This is a genomic window from Massilia phyllosphaerae, assembly GCF_034659755.1.
GTDB lineage: Bacteria > Pseudomonadota > Gammaproteobacteria > Burkholderiales > Burkholderiaceae_D > Telluria > Telluria phyllosphaerae.
Genome location: NZ_JAXSQX010000001.1, coordinates 1054342 through 1078679 on the forward strand (window position 1 = coordinate 1054342; position 24338 = coordinate 1078679).

General features: G+C 64.7%; 20 protein-coding genes and 1 pseudogene. 10 read left to right on the forward strand and 11 right to left on the reverse strand.

The annotated features are described in order from the left end of the window. Both U1H99_RS04650 and pgi read right to left on the reverse strand, forming a co-directional pair. Complete coding sequence (locus tag U1H99_RS04650; protein ID WP_323140573.1) at positions 1-897, reverse strand: SMP-30/gluconolactonase/LRE family protein; 897 nt, start codon at positions 895-897, stop codon at positions 1-3. A 28-nt stretch (positions 898-925) separates the two neighbouring features. Further along, on the reverse strand, positions 926-2575 hold the full coding sequence (gene pgi / locus U1H99_RS04655; protein ID WP_323140574.1) for a glucose-6-phosphate isomerase: 1650 nt from the start codon (positions 2573-2575) through the stop codon (positions 926-928). Positions 2576-2888: 313 nt separating this feature from the next. Between pgi and edd the strand changes: the two genes are divergently transcribed. From edd to U1H99_RS04670, 3 genes are read left to right on the forward strand one after another with little or no spacing between them, the layout of a single operon-like run. Beyond that, a complete protein-coding gene (edd, locus tag U1H99_RS04660) occupies positions 2889-4808 on the forward strand; it encodes a phosphogluconate dehydratase (protein WP_323141212.1) in 1920 nt (639 codons plus the stop codon). Between the two features lie 19 nt (positions 4809-4827). Further along, complete coding sequence (gene eda, locus U1H99_RS04665) at positions 4828-5451, forward strand: bifunctional 4-hydroxy-2-oxoglutarate aldolase/2-dehydro-3-deoxy-phosphogluconate aldolase (protein WP_323140575.1); 624 nt, start codon at positions 4828-4830, stop codon at positions 5449-5451. Between the two features lie 7 nt (positions 5452-5458). Next, a complete protein-coding gene (locus tag U1H99_RS04670) occupies positions 5459-6022 on the forward strand; it encodes a Rhs element Vgr protein (RefSeq protein WP_323140576.1) in 564 nt (187 codons plus the stop codon). 178 nt (positions 6023-6200) lie between these two features. On the opposite strand, the gene U1H99_RS04675 is transcribed toward U1H99_RS04670, so the two are convergent. From U1H99_RS04675 to U1H99_RS04685, 3 genes are all read right to left on the reverse strand, one after another. Beyond that, positions 6201-6668, reverse strand: coding sequence for a hypothetical protein (locus tag U1H99_RS04675; RefSeq protein ID WP_323140577.1), 468 nt, complete (start codon positions 6666-6668; stop codon positions 6201-6203). A 721-nt stretch (positions 6669-7389) separates the two neighbouring features. Next, the gene (locus U1H99_RS04680) at positions 7390-7818 is read right to left on the reverse strand and encodes a hypothetical protein (RefSeq protein WP_323140578.1); all 429 of its coding nucleotides are present in this window, start codon (positions 7816-7818) and stop codon (positions 7390-7392) included. Between the two features lie 208 nt (positions 7819-8026). Next, positions 8027-8779, reverse strand: coding sequence for a hypothetical protein (locus U1H99_RS04685; RefSeq protein WP_323140579.1), 753 nt, complete (start codon positions 8777-8779; stop codon positions 8027-8029). A 249-nt stretch (positions 8780-9028) separates the two neighbouring features. Here U1H99_RS04685 and U1H99_RS04690 point away from each other — a divergent pair, with 249 nt between their 5' ends. The 4 genes from U1H99_RS04690 to U1H99_RS04705 all read left to right on the forward strand — a co-directional run bounded on the left by U1H99_RS04690 (position 9029) and on the right by U1H99_RS04705 (position 13863). Beyond that, positions 9029-9529, forward strand: a complete 501-nt coding sequence (locus U1H99_RS04690) for a hypothetical protein (RefSeq protein WP_323140580.1) — start codon at positions 9029-9031, stop codon at positions 9527-9529. 179 nt (positions 9530-9708) lie between these two features. Continuing rightward, complete coding sequence (locus U1H99_RS04695) at positions 9709-10191, forward strand: DUF2231 domain-containing protein (protein WP_323140581.1); 483 nt, start codon at positions 9709-9711, stop codon at positions 10189-10191. Beyond that, positions 10191-11516, forward strand: coding sequence for a PQQ-dependent sugar dehydrogenase (locus tag U1H99_RS04700; protein WP_323140582.1), 1326 nt, complete (start codon positions 10191-10193; stop codon positions 11514-11516). Before U1H99_RS04695 ends, U1H99_RS04700 begins: the two co-directional genes overlap by 1 nt. A 250-nt stretch (positions 11517-11766) precedes the next feature. Beyond that, complete coding sequence (locus U1H99_RS04705) at positions 11767-13863, forward strand: TonB-dependent siderophore receptor (protein WP_323140583.1); 2097 nt, start codon at positions 11767-11769, stop codon at positions 13861-13863. A gap of 16 nt (positions 13864-13879) precedes the next feature. Here U1H99_RS04705 and U1H99_RS04710 read toward each other — a convergent pair whose 3' ends face one another. Continuing rightward, positions 13880-15451: a hypothetical protein gene (locus U1H99_RS04710; RefSeq protein WP_323140584.1), complete on the reverse strand. Its 1572-nt coding sequence runs from the start codon at positions 15449-15451 to the stop codon at positions 13880-13882. Positions 15452-15600: 149 nt separating this feature from the next. Between U1H99_RS04710 and rpiA the strand changes: the two genes are divergently transcribed. Together rpiA and U1H99_RS04720 are read left to right on the forward strand one after the other, a co-directional pair. Further along, positions 15601-16278 (forward strand): ribose-5-phosphate isomerase RpiA, encoded by a 678-nt coding sequence (gene rpiA / locus U1H99_RS04715; protein ID WP_323140585.1) that lies wholly within the window; start codon positions 15601-15603, stop codon positions 16276-16278. Between the two features lie 15 nt (positions 16279-16293). Then, the gene (locus U1H99_RS04720) at positions 16294-16641 is read left to right on the forward strand and encodes a hypothetical protein (RefSeq protein WP_323140586.1); all 348 of its coding nucleotides are present in this window, start codon (positions 16294-16296) and stop codon (positions 16639-16641) included. A gap of 63 nt (positions 16642-16704) precedes the next feature. Here the strand turns inward: U1H99_RS04720 and U1H99_RS04725 are convergent, their stop codons facing one another. Then, the gene (locus U1H99_RS04725) at positions 16705-16977 is read right to left on the reverse strand and encodes an oxidative damage protection protein (protein ID WP_323140587.1); all 273 of its coding nucleotides are present in this window, start codon (positions 16975-16977) and stop codon (positions 16705-16707) included. 125 nt (positions 16978-17102) lie between these two features. Then, entirely contained in the window at positions 17103-18416 is a 1314-nt protein-coding gene (gene argA / locus U1H99_RS04730) for an amino-acid N-acetyltransferase (RefSeq protein WP_323140588.1), read from the reverse strand. 55 nt (positions 18417-18471) lie between these two features. Here argA and hrpA point away from each other — a divergent pair, with 55 nt between their 5' ends. Next, positions 18472-22872 carry an ATP-dependent RNA helicase HrpA gene (gene hrpA, locus U1H99_RS04735; protein ID WP_323140589.1) on the forward strand — a complete coding sequence of 1467 codons (4401 nt, stop codon included), beginning with the start codon at positions 18472-18474 and terminating at the stop codon, positions 22870-22872. Positions 22873-22881: 9 nt separating this feature from the next. On the opposite strand, the gene U1H99_RS04740 is transcribed toward hrpA, so the two are convergent. From U1H99_RS04740 to U1H99_RS04750, 3 genes and pseudogenes are all read right to left on the reverse strand, one after another. Further along, complete coding sequence (locus U1H99_RS04740) at positions 22882-23289, reverse strand: hypothetical protein (RefSeq protein ID WP_323140590.1); 408 nt, start codon at positions 23287-23289, stop codon at positions 22882-22884. A gap of 75 nt (positions 23290-23364) precedes the next feature. Further along, positions 23365-23472, reverse strand: a pseudogene (locus U1H99_RS04745) (carboxymuconolactone decarboxylase family protein); the annotation flags it as partial. Between the two features lie 17 nt (positions 23473-23489). Further along, positions 23490-24041 carry a PRC-barrel domain-containing protein gene (locus U1H99_RS04750; protein ID WP_323140591.1) on the reverse strand — a complete coding sequence of 184 codons (552 nt, stop codon included), beginning with the start codon at positions 24039-24041 and terminating at the stop codon, positions 23490-23492. Positions 24042-24338: the final 297 nt, after the last annotated feature.

Genomic DNA, 24338 nt, shown 5'->3' on the forward strand with positions numbered 1-24338 from the left:
TCAGCCGCGGTATTCCGGCTGTTCGATACCCGGCACGTCGACCGCGAACGCCAGCACCTTGCCGCTGTGGGGGTACTGCGCCAGCTCGTCGTTCGAGCGGCCCTTGCTGGCGCTGGTCACGAACAGCGTGCGCAGGTCCGGGCCGCCGAAGCAGACCGCCGTCGGGCAGCGCAGCGGCAGGTCGATCTGCTGCAGCAGCTCGCCGCTCGGCGACAGCCTGAGCAGGCGGCCGCCTTCGTACATCGCGACCCAGTAGTTGCCTTCGCTGTCCATCGCGGCGCCGTCCGGACGGCCGCCGTAGGTGCCCGAGGTCTTGTCGGCCTCGAAGGTGACCAGGTTGCGCTTGTTCGACTGGGTGCCGCTGTCCACGTCGTAGTCGTAGCAGTCGACGCGGTGGGTGGTGGTGTCGGCGTGGTACATGGTGCGGCCGTCCGGGCTCCAGGCCAGGCCGTTGGAGTTGGTCATGCCGCCCGCCCAGGCCTGGCGCAGCGCGCCCTTGTCCAGCACGTACATCTCGGCCAGCGCCTGGTCGCGCGGCTCGTACATGGTGCCGACCCAGAAGCGGCCCGCCGGGTCGACGCGGCCGTCGTTGAAGCGCACCTTGTTAGTGTCGTAGGGTGCCGGCACCAAGTCTTCGATTTCGCCGCTGGTGGTGTCCAGGTAGACGAAGCCGGCACGGGTGGCCACCACCAGGTTGTTGTCGAGGTCGACCGCGAGGGCCGAGGGTTCGGTCTGCATCTGCCAGGCCGAATGCTTGCCGCTGGCCGGGTGCAGGCGGTGCACGGTGCGGCCATCGATGTCGACCCAGTACAGCGCGGATTCCACCGCATGCCATACCGGGGATTCGCCGACCTGCATCGGCGTGTCGTGCACGATCGTGATTTTTTCGGTCTTCATATAGCGCGTATGAATTCTCAGTACATTATCAAACGGCGGCCTTGGCGCGCGCGATCAGGCCATTGGTCGAGCTGTCGTGGCCGGCCGGCTGGGCCTCGCCCGTCAGTTCGGCCTCGATCTTCTTGGCCAGCACCTTGCCCAGCTCGACGCCCCACTGGTCGAAGCTGTTCACGTCCCACAGCGCACCCTGCACGAACACCTTGTGCTCGTACAGCGCAATCAGCGCGCCCAGCGTGGCCGGGGTCAGGTATTCCATCAGGATGGTGTTGCTCGGACGGTTGCCCGGGAAGGTTTTATGCGGCGCCAGGCGTTCGATCTCGGCCGTATCCAGTGCAACTGCGAGACCTTGCAGGTCCTGGCGCACCTCGTCGATCGTCTTGCCCTTCATGAAGGCTTCCGACTGGGCGAAGCAGTTGGCCAGCAGGGCCGCGTGGTGGTTGTGGAACTCGTGGGCCGGGCGCAGCGCGGCGATGAAATCCATCGGCGTGACGTCGGTGCCCTGGTGCAGCAGCTGGAAGTAGGCGTGCTGGCCGTTGGTGCCGACGTCGCCCCAGATCACCGGGCCGGTCGCGTAGTCGATGGCGTCGCCGGCGCGCGTGACGCGCTTGCCGTTGCTTTCCATGTCGAGCTGCTGCAGGTAGGCCGGGAAGCGGTTCAGGTCCTGGTGGTAGGGCGCGATCGAGACCGAGCCGCAGTCCAGGAATGCGCGGTTCCAGAAGCCGACCAGGCCCAGGATCATCGGCAGGTTCTGCTCGATCGGGGCGCTGCGGAAATGCTCGTCCATGGCGTGGGCGCCGGCCAGGAAGTCGCTGAAGTAGCCGAAGCCGACGCACAGCGCAACCGGCAAACCGATCGCCGACCATACCGAGTAGCGGCCGCCGACCCAGTCCCAGAACGGGAACATGTTCTGCGGATCGATGCCGAAAGTCTTGATGGCCTCGACGTTGGTCGACACCGCTACGAAATGCTTGGCCAGCGCCTCTTCAGGGGCATGCTGCAGGAACCAGGCGCGCGCCGTGTTCGCGTTCATCATGGTCTCGGCCGTGGTGAAGGTCTTCGAGGCGATGATGAACAGGGTAGTTTCCGGATTCACGCGCGACAGCGCGGCGTCCATGTCGTGACCGTCGACGTTGGACACGAAATGCATGGTCAGCCGCGGATGGGCGAACTGGCGCAGCGCCAGGCACACCATCTTCGGACCCAGGTCGGAACCGCCGATGCCGACGTTGATGACGTCGGTGATTTCCTTGCCGGTATGGCCTTTCCAATCGCCGCTGCGGACGGCGTCGCTGAAGGTTTTTACGCGCGCCAGCACGTCGTGCACATCCTTGCTGACATCCTGGCCATCGACGCTGATCTGTTTGTCGCGCGGGGCGCGCAGGGCGGTGTGCAGGACCGCACGGTTTTCGGTCAGGTTGATCTTGTCGCCGTTGAACATGGCATCGCGCAGGCGCTCGACGCCGCGCTCCTGCGCCAGCGCTTTCAGCAGTTCAAGCGTGCGCCCGTCCAGACGGTTTTTTGAATAGTCTAGGAACAGCCCGGCGGCTTCCGTGGACAGCCGCTCGAAGCGTTGCGGATCGGCAGCGAACAGATCGCGCATCTGCCAGTCTTTGGCCTTGGCGGCGTGGTTGGTGAGCGCCTGGTAGGCGGTGGAGCTGGTCAAGGGTGGTTGGCGCATGGTGATGGACGGTATGATGTCATTTTGTGCAGGTTATCGAATAATACAGGAAACGGGCGTAAATTCACTACATAAAAGCGCTGCTCAGCGGTCATTTCTTGGCGATGAGTTGGCACCGGAGCTGCTGGAGCGCGTGGACGGCAGAGCCGTCCACCCTACTGAAACGCGGCGACGTCGAGCTGGCTCAGCTGTAGGGTGGACGGGTCTCCCGTCCACGCGGAACGCCGACATCACGGCACTTCAAAATTCGGCCCCGGCATGCGCCCAATCCTATTTTGTAGTAAAATTTCATAAATCTAATTCATAAGGAACGATCATGGTGCATCCCGTAGTAGAGAAGGTGACCCAGCGCATCATCGAGCGCAGCCGTCCGTCGCGCCGGGCCTACCTCGCCCACCTTGACGCGGCGCGCGTGAAAGGCGTGCAGCGCGGTACGCTGGCGTGCACGAACCTGGCCCACGGTTTCGCCGCCTTCCCGGCCAACGACAAGCTCAAGCTGCGCGAACAGAAGCAGCCGTCGGTGGCCATCGTTTCGTCTTACAACGACATGCTCTCGGCGCACCAGCCGTTCGAGTATTTCCCGAAAGTGATCAAGGAAGCCGTGCGCGAGATCGGCGCGGTGGCCCAGTTCGCCGGCGGCGTGCCCGCCATGTGCGACGGCGTCACCCAGGGCCAGCCGGGCATGGAACTGTCGCTGTTCTCGCGCGACACCATCGCCATGTCGACCGCGATCGCGCTGTCGCACAACATGTTCGACGCCAGCCTGTACCTCGGCATCTGCGACAAGATCGTGCCGGGCCTGCTGATCGGCGCGCTGCACTTCGGCCACATCCCGGGCATCTTCGTGCCGGGCGGCCCGATGACGACCGGTATCTCGAACAAGGAAAAGGCCGCGGTGCGCCAGCGCTACGCGAAGGGCCTGGCCACGCGCGAGGAACTGCTCGAGGGCGAAGCCCAGGCTTACCACAGCGCCGGCACCTGTACCTTCTACGGCACCGCCAACAGCAACCAGATGCTGATGGAAATGATGGGCCTGCACCTGCCGAACGCCGCCTTCATCACGCCGGGCACCCCGCTGCGCGATGCGCTGACCCGCGCCGCGGCCCAGCATGCGGTCAAGATTTCGCAGCAGGGCGGCAACTACATGCCGATCGGCCATATCGTCGACGAGAAATCGATCGTCAACGCCATCGCCTCGCTGCACGCGACCGGCGGCTCGACCAACCACACGATGCACCTGATCGCCATCGCGCGCGCAGCCGGCATCGTGGTCGACTGGAACGACTTCGACGAGCTGTCGAAAGTGGTGCCACTGCTGGCGCGCGTGTATCCGAACGGCGATGCCGACGTCAACCACTTCCAGGCCGCCGGCGGCCCGGCCTTCGTCATCCGCGAACTGCTGGACGGCGGCTTCGCCCACGACGACGTCAACACCATCCTCGGCCACGGCTTGCGCAACCACTGCAAGGAACCGTTCCTGGACGAGAACGATAACGTGGTCTGGAAAGACCTGCCGGAACAAAGCGGCGACGAGGCGGTGCTGCGCAAGTACACCAACCCGTTCAGCGACAACGGCGGCCTGATCCTGGTGCAGGGCAACCTGGGCCGCGCCGTGATGAAGATCTCGGCGGTCAAGAAGGAACACCACATCGTCGAAGCGCCGGCCCTGACCTTCGATTCGCAGGAAGACTTCATGCACGCCTACCAGGCCGGCCAGCTGAACCGCGACTTCGTCGCCGTGATCCGCTTCCAGGGCCCCCGCGCCAACGGCATGCCGGAACTGCACGCGCTGACCCCGGCGCTGGCGAACCTGCAGGACGCCGGCTACCACGTGGCGATGGTCACCGATGGACGCATGTCGGGCGCGTCGGGCAAGGTGCCGGCCGCGATCCACGTGTCGCCGGAAATCCTGGCCGGCGGTCCGCTCGGCCTGGTGCGCGATGGTGATATCATCCGTGTCGATGCTACCCAGGGCACGCTGGAAGCGCTGGTGCCCGATGATATCTGGGCGTCGCGCAAGATGGCGACCGCCGACCTGAGCTCGAGCCACATCGGCATGGGCCGCGAACTGTTCGACGTGTTCCGCAAGTCGGTCAGCGCCGCGGAAGAGGGCGCCGCCCACTTCCCGCTGCCGTCGCTGCGCGATACCGTCGTTCCCCTGCACGAAGGCACCGACACCGGCGAGATCATGCCGGGTTCCGATGAAGATTTCCTGTTCCGTAAAAACAAGTGAGACCTGAATGAGTACGAATATGAACCTGCTTGACATCATGCGCTCGGCGAGCGTGATCCCGGTCATCGCGATCGACGACCCGGACCACGCCGTGCCGCTGGCCAAGGCCCTGGTCGCGGGCGGTATCCGCGTGCTGGAAGTGACGCTGCGCACGAAGCACGGCCTGCAGGCGATCCGCGACATGGCGCAGATCGAAGGCGCCATCGTCGGCGTCGGCACGCTCACCCAGCCGGAAGAATTCGCCCAGGCGCGCGACGCCGGCGCGGTGTTCGGCGTGTCGCCGGGCCTGACCCCGGCCCTGATCGACGCCGCCAAGTCGAGCGGCCTGCCGCTGCTGCCGGGCTGCATGACCCCGTCCGAAGTGATGGTCGCCCGCGAAGCCGGCTTCAAGCAGCTGAAGCTGTTCCCGGCGGTGCCGGCGGGCGGTGTCGGCATGCTGAAGGCGATCGGCGGCCCGCTGCCGGACGTGACCTTCTGCCCGACCGGCGGCATCTCGATCGAGACCGCGCCGCAGTTCCTGGCCCTCAAGAACGTGGCCTGCGTGGGCGGCTCCTGGCTGACCCCGGCGGACGCGATGAAGGCCGGCGACTGGGACCTGATCACCGAGCTGGCGCGTTCGGCCGCGGCGCTGCGCGCAGCCTGAGTAACTCATGAAACGCCTGGCGCGTGGCCTCACGCCAGGCGAAATCGCCATGGCGTCGCTGCTGTTCGGCGACGCCATCGACTACGGCAGGGTGCGCGTTCACAACCGGCCCTACCTGCCGCTCGGCCTGCAGCCCAGGAACTGCGCGATGACGCCGAACGGCAGCATCTACTTCCACCATTCCTGCTTCCTGCCCGACTACACCGCGGGCGACCCGCTCACCATCCACTGGTTCATGCACGAGATGGTGCACGTCTGGCAGCACCAGCTCGGCTATCCGGTCAAGCTGCGCGGTGCCTTCCGCATCGGTCTTCCCTACCACTACGACCTGCGCGACGATGCCACCCTGGCCGACTACAACATGGAAGCGCAAGGCGACCTGCTGGCCGATTATTTCGCACTGAAGACCATGCACAAGCCGCGCGTGATGCGCCAGCGCCGCTATGCGCACAGTCTGGATTTATATGAGCGGGTACTGGGCGGGTTCCGCGCCGATCCGGGCGATCCGGCGAACTTGCCGAAGGGACCGGCACGGCGGTTGGCGAGCTGGCTATCTATGAATGAACAATAAAGTTCGCCACAGCTTGCCCCAATAACGGCGGCGAATCCAAGCATCGACGCGGTAAGGAACACTGACTTGATGGTTAGATTTACTGTATCTCCATTGCAGTAACGTTACGCGAGCAGAGGCAATCTACAACGTACGCTTTTGCGCGACGTGCACGTCGGCGTTGTCCGAGGCGTTATGGTTAGCACTTGCGGGGACGGTCCTTCGCAAACCAACCGGAGGCGGCTGCAGCGGAAAGAATCTCTTCCGTCGTCCAGTTGCGCGTCAGCCAGATCGTCAGCGCAGCTCCAGACAGATGCCATGCGCTCACTCCCGCATGTCGTCGATGCTCGCGAAGGTAGGTGGACGCAAACGACCAAGCTAAGCGTTCTTCGGGCCGTGCCAGGCAGGCCGAATCCGAGAAGATACGCACTATGTACGAATACGGATTTAAGGGTTCAATATTGCGTTTTCCTTGGCCACCTGCTCGCCGCCAGACGAGAGCCTGTTGCTCTATGGAGGCAAGCTGTTGCGGTTTAGGCGGGCGCCCATCGATGTCATTCAAGCCCTTCCAATACAGAATCAAGGGCAGTGCCAGCAGCAGCGCCAGCATGGCACATGCCGTGACGACGATAAAGCGGCGAATGAGGCGCATGGAGTCCTGACTCATCTTTAGTTCGTGAGACCGTCATTTGTCGGGCGACCTCTTCTGGCCGAGCTCGGCTGTTTGACCCAGCATAGCATGTTGCCGGGCCGCAAAGATCATGGGCTGTTATTACAGGCAGGAACCTACCCTTTACGGACATTCCCTAAGCTAGTGATAACTTTTCTTGCGCTTGATGTTTCCACGGGGCCACTGCAGGTACGGCAGAATTTCCTCTTTTTCTACCGCCGAGAGTGGCACGCTCATCGCTCGGCCAACGGCCACGACTTGAGGCCTAGGTGCCACCATTGCAATTGGCGCCGCCCAGGCCATTAACTGTTCAATGCCTTTTAGACGGTGCATCCTTGATAGGGCTGCAAGATCGTACAAGGTGTCGTATTCGAACGTATTTCCACGTTGCCACCAGACATTTTGGCTGAGCATCCTGGCAGGGTTCTAGTAAAGAAAGAAATTTACGATATTGACGCCTTTGACTTCCGGGCCTCGCAGCTCCTCACGGATCGGTTTAAGGCGGTATTCAAACCATTCCGCAAAGCCCCATAGTCTGGACGATAGCGATTTTTCCCGTCGAGGGGAGTTTGGGCAAAAATAGAACCTGACACTCGATATAGTCATCTTCTCATCTCTTTCAGTCGTACGGGCTACTCGACCGTCTATGACCGCTCCTGGCGGACTGTAGACCTATTGCAGCGTCTGCTAACGACCCAAGCCGGACCAAACGTCGATCTCAGGGCATCTTGGTCAAACTGAAGTAGCCCAGCTTTTGGCTTGTCCCGATGCTCACCCCTTTGTAAGTTCCCTGGATCATTGGCCCTTTAGATTTCCCAGACAAAAACAAGTAGTCGTCACAAACAGTCGTTCTGCCAAGTGTGAGTTCACTATTTTCTAGTTCGTAAGCTAAACGCTCAGCTAATGGAAAGAACTTCTCATCGCGGACAGTCTGTGCCTCGACAACAACGCGCTTCCATTTCCCGCTTATGCACGACTCGGTAGCTGCCTTTCCAAGAAATCGTACGGTGGCTTCTACCCTAACTCTGCGGCTGAGATCCGTCACACGTAGCTGCCAACGAGAATCTACCTCCTGCGCTTGGCCGTAAATCGCCAGGCCGGACATCAGAACAGCAACGCTGAACTTATGCGACGAAAAACTTGGCATTGAAATCCTAAAGAGTGGCGTGAAAGATGAATGGCCGCTTCTGGCCGAACCCGGCCGTTCGGCTCAGCATAGCAGGTTGTCGTCGAGGAAAAGTCACCAACGGTCACGACAGTCCGGAACCGACCCGAAGCGGACATACCCGCTCAGCCTAGCCAATGCGAGTCGAATTTCCTTTTTGTGGCGGACTTTATTCGGTGGCGACACCATCTTATTTCTTGCCGCTCAAGTAGGCGACAATCGCCTTGTTGTAACGGGTCGCATAGTCTTTTTGCGCTTCGAATACATCCATGTAGGGGATGACGCAGCCGACGCCTGCGTCCTCGCGCGGCAGGCCGGCAATCAGCGATGCCTGTGATCTTTCGACGCCGACCTCATGCGCGGTAAAGGATCCGTGCAGGTAAATCTTGATCGAGCCCGTTTGAATGTCCTTAGCGGCCTGAGCGGCCGCACGTTCGGGCGACCATTGCGCCAGCAGCGCCATGTGAGTCGCGTTCGGCGATGGTGTCCAGGCAAGCCAGGCGGCGAGCGGCAGGATCATGAGCGCCAGTGCTGTCTTTCGCAGGCCGGGCTTGGTGGATGGCGCGGCAACCAGCCACGCCAGCAGCACCGCGCAGGGAATGCCGACCACGGTCTCCAGCGCCATCCAGAACAGCGTCATGGGCGGCTCGGGCAGCAGCGCGCCCTCGGGCGTGAAGCGCGGGTAGCCCCACGCGACCGAGATCAAAGCGGCGAAAAAATTGGCGCTTGCCGCCGTGCGGATCGCCTGGCGCGACGCGAGCATGCCGACGATACACGCGGGCACACTCCAATACAGGCAGGTCCATAGGGTCTCGAGCCGTTGAAACAGCGTCGGCTCGGGATTCTCGAAAGCACCATTCAGCGCCAGCCAGGACAAATGGCCGAACAAGACCGTGGCAGCGACTGCGGCAGTAGCAACCATATGTGAGCGGTCGATCGGCATGTTGAGGTATCAAGCGTTGGATTGGATGCGCGTTGCGGTACGAGTGTATGTACCAAGTTGCAATAAGAGCAAGTGAATATTGCGCCACTGGCTGCGCCGCCTTTCAGACGACGTTGCCAATCCGCCGCACGGCCCGGCACGCAGGCTCGTCCGTTCCCGGCTTCGATCCGCCTGATTGTTTATTGTCAAAGGTCGCCCTCTGCGCGCCCGTAGCATTTTGCCTTGTAGGTAATTTTCCTTGAGGCAATTATGAACACCCGCATGATGATCCCCGGCACCCTATTAGCCTTGACGGCGCTGGTTGCGTTGAAGCCGTCGTCGGCTGCGCGCACCGGCGAGGCCGAGGTGCGCGAGGGGCCGCGTGGTGGTCCCTGCTTCACGATCGGCGCGCGCGAGGAGCGCCTGGGCACGCCCGAGTTCCGCGCGCTGACGGTGTCCGACGGGGTACGCCCGCTGTGGCGCATGAGCTTGCCCGCCGGGCGCAGCTTTCCGCTGAGTGGCGCCATGTGCGTGCCGTATGGCGGCCGTGTCGCCTCGCTGCCGCATACCCAGGCGGCGCCGCTGGCGCCGGGCAAGATGTATTACGTGCACATCGAGACGCGGCCGGCGAAGGGCAGGAACATGCCGCTGGCCTATGACGGGCGCTTTTGCCTCGCAGCCCAGGGCGACGGCAGCGTGATGGTGCACCAGATCCAGCAGGGCGACAGGGGAGGGCGCCAGTGGCAAGTCTGCCGTGCGCCAAATAATTAAGACCCCAATGTAACCGTATGTAACGCAGCCTAACACTGAGTAAAACCGGCAGGCGTTTCGTACTAAGTGAAATCAAAGACAGAGACGGTCCAGCCCAGCGCACTAGTATGAATGTCCTTTTGACATTCATAACGGACAAGACATGTCTAAGATTATCCACGACCTGGCGGGGGCAAGCCATGCATAAGCCCGCCCACACCACCATCCTCGACGCGCCGCGCCTGGGGCTGGGCAGCCAACCGGTGTATGCCACGCTGGTGCAATTTCCCGCCGTCTGTTTCGTCGGTACGCTGCTCACCGACATCGCTTACTGGCGCAGTGCCAATTATCTGTGGGAGACCTTTTCGGTCTGGCTGCTGACGGCCGGCTGCATCGTGGCCGCCTTCGCCGCCATCGCCGGCCTGCTCACCTGGGTCAGCCACCGCCACGTGCGCACGCTGCGCTACGCCAAGCTGCATGTGCTGGCCAGCGCGGTGGCGCTGGCACTGGCCATCGTCAACGCTTTCGTGCACAGCCGCGACGGTTACGTGGCCGTGGTGCCGCAAGGCCTGACGCTGTCGGTCATCGTCGTGGTGCTGATGCTGCTGGCGACCTGGCTCGGCTGGCCGCGCCCCTACCTGGTCGAGCCCGTGCAACACCCCAACCCTACCGGAGTCCTGTGATGATCCACCCCGTACTCAAGAGCAGCGTGCTGCTGATCGCAGCGGCCTGCGCGCTGGCCGCCTGCGACAAGGGCGACCCGGTGCGCCAGGCTTCGCAATACGGCAACGGCCCGGACCTGCCGGCCGCCAAGAACTACCTGCTGCCGCCGATGAAGGTGGCGCCGGCCGGCTCCTGGAAGCAGGGCGAGACGCCGGTGGTGCCGGCCACGCTGAAGATCAGCGCGCTGGCCACCGGCCTGATGCACCCGCGCGTCGTCTATCCCCTGCCGAACGGCGACATCCTGGTCGTCGAATCGAACGGTCCCAGCCAGCCCGCGATGCGGCCCAAGGATCTCATCATGGGACCGATCCAGGCCTACGGCGGCTCGGCGGCGAAAGCCGGCAACCGCATCACGCTGGTGCGTCCCGCCGCCGGTGGCGCGCCGGCGCAGCAGACGGTATTCCTCGACAACCTGAAATCGCCGTTCGGGGTGGCGCTGGTCGGCAACGAGCTGTACGTGGCGAACGCCGATGCGCTGATGCGCTATCCCTACAACGAGGGTGACACCAAGATCAGTGCCCCGGGCACCAAGATCCTGGACCTGCCGGGCGCGGACGGCAAGCTAAATCACCACTGGACCAAGAGCCTGCTGGCCAGCCCCGATGGCAGCAAGCTGTACGTGGGTGTCGGCTCGAACAGCAACATCACGGAAAACGGCATGGAAGCGGAGATGAATCGCGCCGCCATCCTCGAAGTGGACCGTGCCAGCGGCGCCTTCCGCGTGTTCGCCAGCGGCCTGCGCAACCCGAACTCGATGCAGTGGGAGCCGTCCAGCAAGGCGATGTGGGTGGTCGTCAACGAGCGCGACGAGATCGGTCCCGACCTGGTGCCGGACTACCTGACCTCGGTGCGCGACGGCGGCTTCTACGGCTGGCCGTACAGCTACTACGGCCAGCACGTCGACCCGCGCGTGCAGCCGCAGCGCCCCGACCTGGTCGCCAGGGCGCTGGTGCCCGACTATGCGCTCGGTTCGCACGTGGCCTCGCTGGGCCTGGTCTTCAACCGCCCGGACAGCCCGCTGCCGGCCAACATGCGCGAAGGCGCCTTCGTCGGCGAGCACGGCTCCTGGGACCGCGATCCGCCGAGCGGCTACAAGGTCGTGTTCGTGCCTTTCCAGAACGGCAAGCCGGCCGGGAAGCCGATCGACGTCGTGACCGGTTTCCTCACCGGCGGCCATGCCAAGGGCCGGCCGGTGGGGCTGGCGCTGGACAGCAGCGGGGCGCTGCTGGTAGCGGATGACGTGGGCAATACCGTGTGGCGCGTGAGCGCGGCGGGAGCGCAGTGACCTGACGCACTGCCGGCCAGACAAGGCGTCCATGAACCTCGTTTTCTCTTTCGCGAAAACGAGGTTTTTTATTACATGAGTTCTTCAAGTGGCCGCGTGTTACGTCAAGTTCTCCTTCTTTCTTTGCATCGATTTACAAAACATGCCTGACAGCATGTAGCCTAACTGTCCATTCCTGCCTATAATGAGAACGATTATTATTCTCATTTAAAGACAGGAGTGTCCGATGCCAAGTCCGTCCGTTTTTCCCATGCCGCCCACCCGCCTGCATCCGCTGGCACTGGCCTGCGCGCTCGCCTGCGCCGGCCCTGCGCTGGCCGCGGCACCGGACGACCAGCAACAGCCTGCCGTGCAGGTCGTCACCATCACCGGGGCAGCCGCGCAGGACGGCTATACGGTCGGCGATAGCAGTTCGGCTACCCGGCTTGACCTGTCGCTGCGCGAAACGCCGCAATCGGTGTCAGTGGTCACGCGCCAGAAGATGGACGATTTCAAGCTGAATTCGGTCAACGACATGCTCGCCAGTACGCCGGGCGTGACGGTGGAGACGGTGGAGACGGACCGCATGTATTACACGGCGCGCGGCTTCGACATCACCAATTTCCAGTACGACGGCGTCGGCGTGCCCTTCGTGTTCGGCAACGTCACCGGCAGCCTGGACACGGCCTTGTACGACCAGGTCGACGTCGTGCGCGGCGCCAACGGCTTGCTGTCCTCGACCGGTAATCCGTCGGCTACCGTCAACTTTCTACGCAAGCGCCCCGGCAACAAGCTGGCCGCATCGGCCGGGGTGACCTACGGGACGTGGGGTCACAAGCGCCTAGACGCCGATGTCTCGGTGCCGCTGTCCGACGACTGGGCGGCGCGCGTCGTGCTGGCGCGCGACCAGGGCGAGAACGGCTATCTAGACCGTTACCAGTTGACGCGGACGGTGGCGTCGGTGATCGTCGCAGGCAAGCTCGGCGCCAACGACAAGGTGACGGCCGGCTACAGCTTCCAGCGAAGCAATGCGGACGGCAGCATGTATGGCGCGCTGCCGCTGTATTACACAGACGGCAGCCCGACCCGGTACGCCACCTCGGCCAGCACGGCGCCCGCCTGGGCCTACCAGAACGTCTCGGTCAACAGCACGTTCGGCGAGTGGACCCACCGCTTCGCCAACGGCTGGACCAGCAAGGCGACCCTCACCTACAACCGGGCGCCGACCGTGTCGCGGCTGTTCTTCGTGTCGGGCAACCAAGACCGCGCAACCGGCCTGGGCCTGACCAGCTACCCGACCTATTACGACTACACCTTCAAGCAGACGCTGGCCGACCTGTCGGTGGCCGGCAACTTCGACCTCGCCGGCCGGCGCCATGATCTCAGCGTCGGCGCGGCGTGGTCGCAATCAAAGATTCACGAAAACCAGGCGACTGCGGCGGGTGTAGGCACCGATTTGCCGGGCAATACGGCGGTCGACGGCAGCTACCCGTTGCCGGCCTACGGCCCCACGAGAAATGCCGGCGGCTACACTGACAAACGCAAGAATGCCTATGCGGCGGTGCGCTGGAACCTGGCCGACGACTGGAAACTGCTGACCGGGGCCAACGTCGTCGGCGTCGACACCGCCGGCAACAGCTTCGGCGTCGACAGCCGCCGCTCGGCCACCAAAACCACGCCCTACGCCGGCCTGGTGTACGACATCAACCGCGACGTGGCGGCCTATGCCAGCTATACCTCCATCTTCAATCCGCAGAGCGAAATCGACGCCGGCCGCCAGACCCTGGCGCCGATCGAGGGCAAGACCTACGAGCTCGGCCTGAAGAGCGAACTGTTCGGCGGCAAGGCCAACCTGTCCGGTGCCATCTTCAAGACCAGGCAAAGCCATACCGCCCAGCTGGAGGGCTACCTGAACGGCATCGACGCGTACTACGCGGGCGTTGATGCGCAGTCGAAGGGCGTGGAAGTGGAGTTGACGGGGCAGCTGGCCCGCAACTGGCAGGCCAGCATCGGCTGGGCGGCGATGTCGATGGCGGGCCAGGACGGCGAGGACGTGCGCACCTACGTGCCGCGCCGTACCTTGCGCAGCTCGACCACCTACCGCTTCGACACGCTGCCGGCGCTGAAGGTGGGTGCCAGCGTCAACTGGCAGTCGAGGATCCACCTCGACGACGCGGCGGCGGTGATCCGGCAGGGCGCGTATGCGACGGTCGGGCTGATGGCGCAGTACGAGATCAATCCGCACCTGAAGCTGACGGCGAACCTGAACAACGTCACCGACAAGCGGCATCTGGCGAGCCTGTACTGGAGCCAGAGTTTTTATGCGCCGCCGCGCAATGGGTCGGTGAGTTTGAATTGGTCTTACTGAAGTTTCCGATTGCGGTTCATGGCAACGCGACGCCCAGCGCCGCCAACCTCGCGCGCGCATGCGCCTGCTCCGGCTCCAGTGCCAGCGCATGCCGGTAATGCGCAATCGCCTCCTCGCGCCGGCCGGCGGCCTCGCAGGCCTGGCCGATGCCGTCGTACAGGAAATCGAAGCGCTCCGGATACAGGTGCAAGCCGAGGCCGAACACCCGCACGGCGTCCACCGCGCGATCGGCGCGCAGCAGCTTGAAGCCCCAGTCGCGGATCTGCAGCGCGTCGAGCGAGAGCTCGGGATTTTGCGCATGCAACTGGTCGTACAGGTCGTCGATGCGCGCGAAGCCTTGCTTGCCGAGCTGGTCGAGCAGGGTGTCCATGGTCGGCGCCGGGCCGGCCGCGCGGCGCAGCGCGAAGGACAGCATGCCGGGTGGCGTGCGACCGCTGGCCAGGTCGGCGTCCAGCGCGCCTTGTGCCGCGGTGTCGTCCTTCAGGCGGGCGTCCAGGAAGCGTCCGATGACGAGGGCGGTGGCAGCGTAGGCTTGCGCGGCCTGGGCGCGCGTGCGTCCTTTCAGGCCGGCATCCGGGGCCATGCGCAAGGACCACGACGAAAAATCGACGTGGCTGGCCGAATCCATGGTCGCCAGGTAGACGTCGGCGTAGCGCAGGCGCGCCAGCAGGCCGGCGCCGGCGCCGAGGTCGTCCTGTTCGCCCGGTTCCGCGCTTTGCAGACGGCTGATGTACAGCAGCGGGATGCCAAGACGTTCCGGCGTCACGTAGCGCGCGGCGCGCGGACCGCCGTTCAGGTAGTCGAAGGTGGCGCGCAGGGCGCCGTCCAGGCTGACCAGCGCGCGGATGCGGTCGTCGCGCGCGGCCGCAAGCACGCTCGCCAGTGCGCCCCAGCCATGGCCAATGACGGCGACGCGTCGCGTATCGGCCTGCGCCAGGGTACCGGCGTAGCCCGCTAAAAAGCTGACATCCGCCGCCTGCGCCTCGGCGCCTTCGAGGTCGGCCGTCATCTTGTGCGAGCGCGGACCCAGCGAGGCGCTGGCGAGCACGATATAGCCCTGGCTTGCCAGGTACTCGCACAGGTCGGCGTTGTCGATGCCGTAGGCGCCGTTGCCGGGCGCGTAGATCACGACCGGATAGCTGCCGGGCCGTTCGGGCGCGTCGCGCAGGGCGCGCACCGGCTGGCGCAGGTCGCGCTCGATGCGCGCGCCGTCGCCGTCGCTGCCGCGGGTACGCGCATCGACCAGCAGCTCGGTGGCGCGGCGCACCTGGGCCGGCGTGCGCTGGAAGTCCTCTTCGCTGGCGATGGTCGTGACGTAGTCGCGGTAGCGCATCGGCGCGCCCTTGCTCGTCCCGGCACCCGCCGCCGGATACCAGATCAGGGTCTGCAGCGGGCGTGCGCGTTCGCTGTCCGCATTCTGCGCGGTGACCGGATCGCGGGCGTGCTCGTAGACGCGGGCACGGTCGAACTGCTGCCTGACGTGGAAGCCGACGGGGTAGGGGCCGGGCGGGACGTCGAGCGGAAAATCGGCGGCTGCGGCGCAGGTGGCGGCAAGGAAGAGCAAGAAGGCGAGGCAGGGTCGGTGCATGGCGTGATGTCGATGTGGCAGCGTGTCGATTCAACTAGCATTGTAGAAGTGTAAATTCTCCGAAGTAAACAGAGCGCGCCGCTGGCGATTGTCCGCTCACCGCCCACGATCCGTTAAAATGGCGGCATTCTTTTACTCCTACCAACATCATGACCCAGGACGAACTCAAGCAGGCAGTCGCCCGCACCGCCATCGATTACGTTGTCGACGGCGAAATCATCGGCGTCGGCACCGGCTCGACCGCCAACTTCTTCATCGACGAACTCGGCAAGATCAAGGACCGCATCAAGGGCGCCGTCGCCTCGTCGGAAGCCACCGCGGCGCGCCTGCGCGGCCACGGCGTCGCGGTCTACGACCTGAATGACGTCGACTCGATTTCGGTCTACGTCGACGGTGCCGACGAGATCGACGCCGGCGGCGCCATGATCAAGGGTGGCGGCGCGGCTCTGACGCGCGAAAAAATCGTGGCCTCGGTCGCGAAGCAGTTCGTGTGCATCGCCGACGGTTCCAAGCTGGTGCAAACCCTGGGCACCTTCCCGCTGCCGGTGGAAGTGGTGCCGATGGCGCGCGCCGCCGTGGCGCGCCGCCTGACCGAGCTGGGTGGCCAGCCGCGCCTGCGCACCAAACCGGGCAGCACTGAACCCTTCGTCACCGACAACGGCGGCCACCTGCTCGACGTGGCCGGCCTGTCGATCACCGATCCGGCCGCGCTCGAGTCCGAGATCAACCAGATCGTCGGCGTGATCGCCGTCGGCCTGTTCGCCCGCCGCGGCGCCGACGTCTGCCTGCTGGGCACCGGCGAAGGCGTCAAGACCCTGAGCTTCTAAGCTGGAGACGCCGCCATGAAACCGCTATTCGCTGCGATGCTGGTGGGATCGGTACTGCTGGGCGGCTGCTCGGCGTTTCATGGCAAGCCCGGGCCGCAGGCGCCCGATGCGCCGGAACTGGCGCCGACGCCATCACCGGCCGGCCTGGCCGATGCGGGCGGTGTGCCCATCGAAAAAGTCCCGTTCCGCATCGGCGTGTCCTCGGCCACGGTCGAGCGCATGGCGCGCCAGCAAGGCTGCAGCGGCGGCAAGGGCGCCGGGCTGATCACCGAGCCGGGACCGGCCGAGGTCTACCGGATGCAGTGCGATAACGGCAAGGTCTTCATGGCGCGCTGCGAGCTGCGCCAGTGCAAGCAGATGTGATGGGTGCAACGGCGCCATGAAAAAAGGGAGCCGAGGCTCCCTTTTTTTGCGTGCTATATCTGATCAGGCAGCCGGTGGCACATAGCCGGCGGCGGCATCGGCGCCTTCGCCGAAGAAATGCTTTTCCATCTGGACCGCCAGGTACTTGCGCGCGCGGGCGTCGGCCATGTTCAGGCGGTTTTCGTTGATCAGCATGGTCTGGTGCTTCAGCCAGGCCTGCCAGGCTTCCTTCGACACGCTTTCATAGATGCGCTTGCCCAGTTCGCCCGGGTAAGGCAGCATATCGAGGCCTTCGGCTTCCTTGTTCAGTTTGATGCAGTGGACGGTGCGGGCCATTTTTTGTGCTCCTGGTTGGTATCTGAAAGCGTGATTATAAATGGGGCGCGGAAAACCTACCGATCATCTGTCATTCCCGCGAAAGCGGGAATGACGATCACTTAATTTCGCAGTAACGGTGCTGCTTACAGCGTCTTGATCAGAATCTGCGACCGCCGCTGCCAGTTGTACATATGCGCCCGGTCCTTCGGCAAATCGTCCACGGTCGCCGGCACGAAGCCACGCTTCTTGAACCAGTGCGAGGTGCGTGTGGTCAGCACGAACAGCTTGGTCATGCCGGCCGCCTTGGCGCGGTTTTCCATGTGCTTGAGGATGCGCTCGCCGTCGCCCTGGGCCTGGGCCTCCGGGCTGATGGTCAGACATGCCATTTCGGCCATCTTCGAATCCGGGAACGGGTACAGCGCCGCGCAGCCGAAGATCACCCCGTCGTGCTCGATCACGGAAAACTGCTCGATCTCGCGCTCGATCAGCTCGCGGCCGCGCTTGACCAGCGTGCCGTCGGCTTCCAGCGGTTCGATGAGCTTGATAATTCCGCCGACGTCCTCAATTGAGGCAATGCGCAGGCTTTCCAGGTTCTCGTGGCTGATCATGGTGCCCACGCCGTCGTGGGTGAACAGTTCGAGCAGGGTCGAGCCATCCATTTCGAAAGGCAGGATGTGGGCGCGGTCGACGCCGCTGTTGCAGGCCTTGATCGCGTGTTGCAGGTAGTAGGACGCGTCGGATGGCAGGAAGCCGGCTTGCAGCACGGCTTCGGCCTGGTGCGACGACAGTTCCCGGATATCCTCGCCGGCGGCGTCCTTCATCAGCGGCGTCTCGGTGATGAAGATCAGCTTTTCGGCGTGCAGGGCGATCGCGGCAGACACCGCCACGTCTTCCATGGTCAGGTTGAACAGTTCGCCGGTCGGGGAGAAGCCCAGCGGCGACAGCAGCACAATGTTGTCCTCGGTCTGCAGGATCGGGGCGATCTTGTCGGCCGCGACCTTGCGCGTGACGCCGGTCAGTTCGTGGTCGACGCCGTCGATGACGCCGAGCGGGCGTGCGGTGACGAAGTTGCCGGACACGATGCTGATGTGGGCATTCGACATCGGCGTGTTCGGCAAACCCTGGCTGAACGCGGCCTCGATGTCGAGGCGCAGTTCGCCGGCGGCTTCCTTGGCGCATTCCATTGCCGCGGTGTCGGTGATGCGCACGCCGTTGTGGAAGCGGCCCTCGACGTTACGCAGTGCGAGCTGCTCGGCAACCTGGGGGCGCGAACCATGTACCAGCACCACGCGGATGCCGAGGCCGACGAGTAGCGAGAGATCTTGCGCGAGCACCGGCAAATCGCCGGAGGCGACCAGTTCACCCGGAAAAGCGACGACGAAAGTCTTGCCGCCGAACGCATGAATATACGGCGCGACCGAGCGCAGCCACTGGACGAATTGGGTAGGGTTTTCCATTTGCCGCATTATAATTGGCTGCGCGACTTGCGCACCAAATTCCTTGTAAAAATCAATGTCAGAACAGAGTAACAAGCCTTCGCCGAGCCCGGCGCGCGCAGCAACTTCCGAACCGAATGCCACCCCGTCGCGCCAGGGCGAGACGCGTGCGCCTTTGACGCGCACGAACGAGCTGCAGGCGAAGCCGGAACGTCCGCACCGCGAAGCGGGCGAGCGCGGCGAGCGCCGTGGACAGGGTGACGCCGGCGGCGGCCGACAGGGCGGTGGCCGGCAGGGCGCCGGTCAGGGTGCGCAGGAGGGTCAGCGCAATCGCGCTCAGGGCGGTGGACAGAACCCGCCGCGCGCGCAGGCGCGCGAGGGCGCGCTGGCCAGTGCGCTGGCCGAGGCCAAAGTGCGTGCACCTGCCGCGCCGGCGACGCCGCAGAACGGCGAACGCCAGCAGCCCCACAAGCCGGCAAACAAGCCGGGCGACGGCGAACGGCGCCCGCGCGGCGAACGTCCACCGCGCGACGGCGGCGAACGCGCGGCGCCCCTGCGTACCCCGCTGCCGGCCATCGTGTTCCCGGAAGACCTGCCCGTCTCGGGGCGGCGCCAGGAAATCGCCGAAGCCTTGACCAAGCACCAGGTCATCATCGTGTCCGGCGAGACCGGTTCCGGCAAGACTACCCAGCTGCCTAAAATCTGCCTGGAACTCGGCCGCGGCGAGAAGGGCCTGATCGGCCACACCCAGCCGCGCCGGATCGCGGCATCCAGCACTGCCAAGCGCATCGCGCACGAGTTGGGCACGCCGCTGGGCGAGCACGTCGGCTACAAGGTGCGCTTCAACGACACGCTGCAGCCGGGCGCCTGGGTCAAGCTGATGACCGACGGTATCCTGCTGGCCGAGACCCAGACCGATCCGCTGCTGCGCGCCTACGACACCATCATCATCGACGAGGCGCACGAGCGCAGCCTGAACATCGACTTCCTGCTCGGCTACCTGAAGCAGATCCTGCCGCGCCGGCCCGACCTGAAGATCATCATCACCTCGGCGACGATCGATGCCGAGCGCTTTGCGCGCCACTTCGGCACGCCCGAAAAACCGGTGCCGGTCATCGAGGTGTCGGGCCGACTGTACAAGGTCGAGGTGCGTTATCGTCCGGTCGACCGCGACCCGGTCGCCGCGCCCACGGGCGGCGGCGACAAGCCCACCAACAAGGCCCAGGCCGCGCGCGAGAAGCGCGACCTGATCGATGCGGTGGTCGACGGCGTCGATGAACTGTGCCGCCTGGGCTCCGGCGACGTGCTGGTATTCCTTCCGGGCGAACGCGAGATCCGCGACTGCGCCGAGGCGCTGAGGAAGCAGCATCCGCCGCACGTCGAGATCCTGCCGCTGTTCGCGCGCCTGTCGGTCGAAGAGCAGGACAAGGTCTTCCGCACCACCAACGCGCGCCGCATCGTGCTGGCGACCAACGTGGCCGAGACCTCGCTGACCGTACCCGGCATCCGCTACGTGGTCGACTCCGGCCTGGCGCGTGTCAAACGCTACAGCTTCCGCAACAAGGTCGAGCAGCTGCAGGTCGAGGCGATCGCGCAGTCGGCCGCCAACCAGCGCGCCGGCCGTTGCGGCCGCGTGGCCGACGGCGTCTGCATCCGCCTGTACGAGGAAGACGATTTCCTGCAGCGCCCCAAGTTCACCGAGCCGGAAATCCTGCGCTCGTCGCTGGCGGCGGTCATCCTGCGCATGAAGTCACTGCACCTGACCGACGTCGAGACCTTCCCCTTCGTCGAGTCGCCGCAGGGCCGCGCCATCGCCGACGGCTACCAGCTGCTGCAGGAACTCGGTGCGGTCGACGACAATAACGAACTCACCGCGATGGGGCGCAAGCTGGCCAAGCTGCCGCTCGACCCGCGCGTCGGCCGCATGATCCTGGCCGCGGTCGACAACAACAGCCTGACCGAGATGCTGATCATCGCCTCGGCGCTGTCGGTGCAGGACCCGCGCGACCGGCCCATGGAATACCAGCAGCAGGCCGACGAGAAGCACAAGAAGTTCGCCGACGAGAAAAGCGAATTCCTGAGCTTCGTGAAGATCTGGCGCTGGTTCGAAGACGCCATCGAGCACAAGAAGACCAACCGCCAGCTGCAGGAAAACTGCCGCGAGAATTTCCTGTCGCAGGTGCGCCTGCGCGAGTGGCGCGACGTGCATTCGCAGCTGCTGACCATCGTGCGCGAGCAGGGCTGGCGCCTGAACGAGCTGCCGGCCACCTACGACCAGGTGCACCTGGCGCTGCTGACCGGCCTGCTGGGGAACATCGGCTACAAGATCGAAGAGGAGGGCGCGACCGCGTCCCGCGCCGCCCAGGGCGGCGGCGGCTACCTCGGCGCGCGCGGCATCAAGTTCCACATCTGGCCCGGCTCCTCGCTGGGCAAAAAGGCCGGCAAGTGGGTGATGGCGGCCGAGCTGGTCGAGACCACGCGCCTGTACGCGCGCTGCCTGGCCCAGATCCAGCCCGAGTGGGTCGAGAAGATCGGCGGCCACCTGCTCAAGAAGTCGTGGGGCGAGCCGCGCTGGGAAAAGCGCAGCGCGCAAGTCACGGCGGCCGAGCGCGCGACCCTGTACGGCATCGTCGTCTACAGCCAGCGCCGCATCAACTATGCGCTCCACAACCCGGCGGAAGCGCGCGAGATCTTCATCCGCGACGCGCTGGTCGCCGGCGACTACGAGACGCGCGCGCCGTTCTTCGCCCACAACCACAAGCTGGTGCGCGAGATCGAGAACCTCGAACACAAGTCGCGCCGCCTCGACGTGCTGGTGGACGACCAGCTGATCGCCGCCTTCTACGACCAGCAGGTCCCGGCGGACATCGTCAACGGCGCCGGTTTCGAAAAATGGTACAAGGACGCTTCGCGCGACAACCCCAAGCTGCTCTACCTGGTGCGCGAAGAACTGATGCGCCACGAGGCGGCCGGCGTCACCACCGAGCTGTTCCCGAAGACGATGAACGTCACCGGCATCGAGATGGCGCTGACCTATCACTTCGAGCCGGGCAGCCCGCGCGACGGCGTGACCTTGAGCGTGCCGCTGTTCGCGCTGAACCAGATCCCGCGCGAGCGCGCCGGCTGGCTGGTGCCGGGCATGCTGAAGGAGAAGGTGCAGCTGCTGTTGAAATCGCTGCCGCAGAAGCTGCGCCGCCACTGCGTGCCGCTGCCGGACTACGCGGCCGGCTTCTTCGACCGTAACCAGGACCCGGTGCGCTTCGGCCGCGGCGACCTGGTCGACGCCCTGATCGCCGACATCCACCAGCACACCAGCGCGCGCGTGCTCACGACCGACTTCAAGCTTGAAACCCTGCCGGCCCACCTTTTCATGAATTTCAAGGTGGTCGACGAGCATGGCCGCCAGCTCGACATGGGCCGCAACCTGGCGACGCTGCAGGCGGAGCTGGGCGGGCAGGCGCGCCAGAGCTTCCAGCGCATGGCCGAGCAGACGCCGGCATCCGCCAGCACGGTGCAGGCGGCGTTCGGCAAGCCTGCGCCGGCCGCTGCCGGCGCGTCCGCCCCGGCGAAAGGCAAGGGCGGCGCTGCGGCGGCGCCGGCCCAGGAGCAGAAAGCGCCGGCTGTCAGCCAGCATACGAACATCACCAGCTGGACCTTCGGCGAGCTGCCCGAGCTCCTGGAAATCAACCAGGGCAAGCTGACCCTGATCGGCTTCCCGGCCCTGGTCGACAAGGGCAATGCGTGCGACCTGGAAGTGTTCGACGACCCGAACGTGGCGGCGCGCACCCATCGCATCGGCCTGCGCCGCCTGTTCGCGCTACAGTTCAAGGAGCAGCTGAAGTTCGCCGAGAAGAACGTGCCCGGCCTGCAGCAGATGGGCATGCAGTTCATGTCGGTCGGCTCGCCGGACGAGCTGCGCGATCAGATCGTCAACAAGGCGATCGAGATCGCCTGCATGCAGGATCCGCTGCCGCACGATGCCACATCGTTCAACAAGCGCAAGGACGAAGGCAAGGGCCGCCTGGGCCTCCTGATCAACGAGGTGGCGCGCCTGGTCGGTTCGATCCTGGCCGAGTTCCACGGCTTGCCGAAGAAGCTGCAGGGCTTGCCGCAGGCGGTGGCGGCCGACATGCAAGCGCAGTTGCAGGGCCTGGTGCACAAGCGTTTCGTCGCCGAGACCGACTACACCCAGCTATCGCACTTCCCGCGCTACCTGAAAGGGATGAACATCCGCCTCGAAAAGCTGCGCACCAATGCCTCGCGCGACGCCCAGTTGATGGCCGAGTGGCAGACCGCCGCCAGCCAGTTCCAGCGCACGGTGAAGAACCAGCCGCTGAAGAACATCGATCCGCGCATGATCGAGTTCCGTTGGATGCTGGAAGAGCTGCGTGTGTCGCTGTTCGCGCAGGAGCTGCGCACGCCGATGCCGGTGTCGAGCAAGCGGCTGCAGAAGGTGTGGGAGTCGATGTTGCGCTGATGCGGCGCTTCAGGTCTGCGCCAGCAGGACCTGGCGCAGCGCGCGGTTGCGGCGCCGCGCCAGCACGAGCCGCCAGACGAACGCGAAAGGGAGCAGGAGCAGCAGCCACGGGTGCATGTCGTCGATGCCGGCCGACAGGATCACATACAGCAGACAGAAAATTGCCTCCACGAAGGCCGCATTCACGGTCCGGACATGCCCCGGCACAAAGATTTCTTGCCCGCCGAGTTCACGCCAGCCGAGTACCCTCGACCAGTCGTCAGGCCTCTCCAACACGATGGTACAGGTCGCGCCTTCATGCGGCACGATGCGGCCAGGCAGTTGGACGCCATAGCGGTTCTTGCCCGCGCTCGTGAAGCTGAAGGTGCGGGCCTGCACGTCGAAGACCTTGTCGAAACGGATGTGTTCAATATGCATGGCCCTTGTCTCAGCAATAACGAACGCCAAGTCTAGGGCAGGCCGCGCTATCCGGGTTGCGGCATTATCGAAGGATCACTGCGGTTTTGCGGAAGCGTCGGCATCCAGCTCGGCAAACACCTCCTTCGCCGCAAACAGCCCGTTCAGCGCCGCCGGGAAGCCGGCATACACGGCCATCTGCATGGGCGCGTCGGGCCCGCTCAGCCGATATTGCTGCCGCGGATACGGCTGATGTCGCTGTCGCCGCCCTGGTTGCCGGCGCGCGGATCGAGGCTGTTGCCGCTGTCCGTGCCCAGGTCACCGGCACCCGTGCCCAAGTCACCGGGCGCCCGCGTCGGTGCGCCCGGGCGGTTGGGGTCGGTACCGTAGAAGGCGTGGATCGAATTCGCCCACTGCATGTCGGCCATGTCGGGCCAGGCATCCTTGTCGAAGCCGGGCGCGGTCTTCAGGCGGTCCTTGTCGACGTTCAGCAGGAAGCGTTTATTGGCGGTATCCAGGTGCAGCGCCTGCCAGGGCACGGCGAACAGCTTTTCGCCCATGCCCATGAAGCCGCCGAAGGCCAGCACCGCGTAGGCGACCTGGCCGGTCTGCATGTCGAGCATGATCTCCTTGATGTCGCCCAGCTCGATGTCGTAGGCGTTGACGACTTTTTCGCCGAGCAGCGTGTCCGCTCCCATCAGCGCCGGACCCGGTCCCGCACCGCCGCTGCTGGCCTTGTACATGCCGTATTTGTCGCGTTCCGAATAACCCATGGCTTGCTCCTGAATAATTCATTCATTTGAGGCAGATCAATTGTGCAAATGGCCGGCCGAGTGCGGCCACCATGCGCTGTCGTCTGCCACGTATCCTTGAGTTCTTGTTATGCGAGCTGGCGCACGGAAGCAATGGGGCAGCATGATTATTCTGACAATAAATTGGAGTTTGACAACATGCTGATTCATCCACGCTGCAACGTCGCCGGTCCGCTCGGCCAACCCATACCCACCCGCTCATGGTTGGCTTCGCTGCTGGCGAAACTGGCATCGGCGTGCCGGCTGCGCCGCTGAACG